Origin of the sequence: Okeania sp. SIO2B9, assembly GCF_010672505.1 — a bacterium.
Lineage (GTDB): Bacteria > Cyanobacteriota > Cyanobacteriia > Cyanobacteriales > Microcoleaceae > Okeania > Okeania hirsuta.
On record NZ_JAAHGK010001168.1, the window covers coordinates 1 to 2415 of the forward strand.

The 2415-nt window shown below is 31.3% G+C and carries 2 protein-coding genes; both read left to right on the forward strand.

The genetic code is table 11. The features are described from left to right. Positions 1-309 precede the first annotated feature (309 nt). The gene (locus F6K13_RS28500; protein WP_287289217.1) at positions 310-906 is read left to right on the forward strand and encodes a GNAT family N-acetyltransferase; all 597 of its coding nucleotides are present in this window, start codon (positions 310-312) and stop codon (positions 904-906) included. A 786-nt stretch (positions 907-1692) separates the two neighbouring features. Beyond that, positions 1693-2361, forward strand: a complete 669-nt coding sequence (locus F6K13_RS28505) for an ester cyclase (protein WP_287289219.1) — start codon at positions 1693-1695, stop codon at positions 2359-2361. Positions 2362-2415 lie beyond the last annotated feature (54 nt).

A 2415-nucleotide genomic window follows, 5' to 3' on the forward strand; every position in this document is an offset into this window, starting at 1 on the left:
TTAAATACCCACAAATAACACTGATGAGGGAGCAGGGAGTAGGGGGGAAATTTGATAGATTCTCAATTATCTTGGGAATATCATTTTTACCCTTGTCTAATTAATGAGACTTGATAGTTGGGCTAAAGCCCAACTACAAGCCAACTACAAGCATAATTATAACTGTTCTACCGAACAGGATATAATTCATAATTTAAGACCTATCAGTAAAAGTTTTAGTTAATATAAAAAATGGGAATTTAAGAGATTTTATTTTTAGAGATAAAAACGTTTTTCTTATAATTAATTAATGAAACTTGAACTCAAATAATGAAGATTTTTCTAGAGACAGAAAGATTAGTTTTACGACAGTTTACTGAAGCTGATACAGAATTATTATTTGAGTTAGATAGTGACCCAGAAGTAACTCGATATACAAAATTAGGCGATCGCTCCGGAAAACCTACGACTTACGATGAGATTAAAAATAAATTTTTGCCTAAAGTTTTCAGGTATTACCAACAATATCAGAGTTATGGTTTTTGGGCAGCTATTGAAAAGTTAAGTAATAAATTTGTTGGTTGGTTTCATTTTCGACCAGGTTTAGATAGTTATATGGGGGCAGCATTGTATCAAGAAAATGATATTGAACTTGGTTATCGGTTACAAAGAAAAGTTTGGGGAAAAGGATATGCAACTGAAGGATCAAAAGCTTTAATTCGCAAAGGTTTTTTAGAGTGGGAAATACAGCAAGTAGGAGCAAGTGCATTGTTAGAAAATAAAGCATCTATTCGAGTCATGGAAAAAGTGGGATTAAAATTTGAGCGAAATTTTGTTTATTCAGAATCTCAGCAAAAAGGTATTAAATATAGTTTGAGTCAAGATAATTTTTACTTGCTGGAAAAACCAAGAGTAAAAAAGGAATAAGGTTGATTAATTTTCAGTAGCAGCAAGTGCATTGTTAGAAAATAAAGCATCTATTCAAGTTATGGAGAAAATGGGATTAAAATTTGAACGAAATTTTGTTTATTCAGAGTCTTAGCAACAAGTTGTTATACCAATTCGAAAAAAGAATGTTACGAATAATAAGTGCGATAAAAAGACAAATGCAGGATATGTATTTTGACAAAAAGAATGATTTCCGACCTAAAAAATGGTATTAAAGCTATTCATTCTGACTCCTGACTTCCCCTCCTGGGAGGGGCTAGGGGTGGGTTAACTCCTCAGAAATATCCTAGCTATTTGTAGCAAATATTTATTGATTTGGTATTATACAATCTCCAGATGATTAAGTATCATAAAAATCTTCGACTGAAGCCATCTGGAAGGAATATCCCAAATTTATGCTTCGTTTCCAGTGTTCCCTCTTGAATTTACATCTACATTATCATTAATTAAACGGACATGATATTCAATATAGTTTGAGTCAAGATGATTTTTATTTGTTGAAAAAACGAAGATAAAAAAATGAATAAGGTTGATTAATTTTTTTAATTTCCGTTGACTTATAATCAAAAAATTAAATCATTATGTAATAATCTATGGCAGCAATAAATAATCTAGTAAATTAATGAAAGTGTGAATCCACTCAGATAATTGAGAACAAATATAGCATTTTTAATGCCGATAAAGTAAAATATAATACTTTTTTTATCCTGTTGTATGTTCTCTAAAGTCAAAAAAATTGTACTTCATCCTAGCAATAAAAATTATATGAGTAATATTAATTCTACAAATTTACCCCTATGGGTGCAAGATAGAGAAAAAGTAATTTCTAATGATATAGATGTGGAATGGCGAGGCGGAAAACGACCAGATTATTCTCACAATGATCGAGTTTTTCAACAAGAGAGTAAATATGATCATCCAGAAGGGTCTTTAGAAGCGATCGCTCATAACCTAGTCAGGACTTTTGAGATGGAAGCATCTAATAAAATTAATCCTGAACAGTGGTTATCTGTTGTTGCCGATCAATTTCGCATGAGTAGTAATGGAGGAAAAGAATATACTGCTCAGGAAGCAGGAAAACACGGGACATATAATCTTTTTATTAGTAAAAATAAACATTATGATCCTGACGAAGAAACTTTTGAATCATCCTTTGAAACTTTTAATACAGCTTTTCCAAATGGGTTTCTCTGGGAAGTAATAGAAGTGCTTTCTGGACCGCCAAATGTTACTTTTAAATGGCGACATTGGGGAACTTTTCAAGGTAATTTTAAAGACTATCAACCTACTGGCGAAACAATCGAAATTATTGGTATGAGTATTGCTAGAGTAACTGAAGATTTAAAAATTTTGTCTGTAGAACATTATTTTGATAATAGTAAATTTATCAAAGATTTAACGGCTGGTGGTTGCCCATTTCATAGTCAAAAATAAGAGAATCATTTTACAATACTTCGGCGATAATTAAATACAGAAAATATAGTAGTG

Excerpts from the sequence above, each read along its gene's own strand:
- F6K13_RS28500 (WP_287289217.1), top strand. The coding sequence starts at position 310 with ATGAAGATTTTTCTAGAGACAGAAAGATTAGTTTTACGACAGTTTACT.
- F6K13_RS28505 (WP_287289219.1), top strand. The coding sequence starts at position 1,693 with ATGAGTAATATTAATTCTACAAATTTACCCCTATGGGTGCAAGATAGA.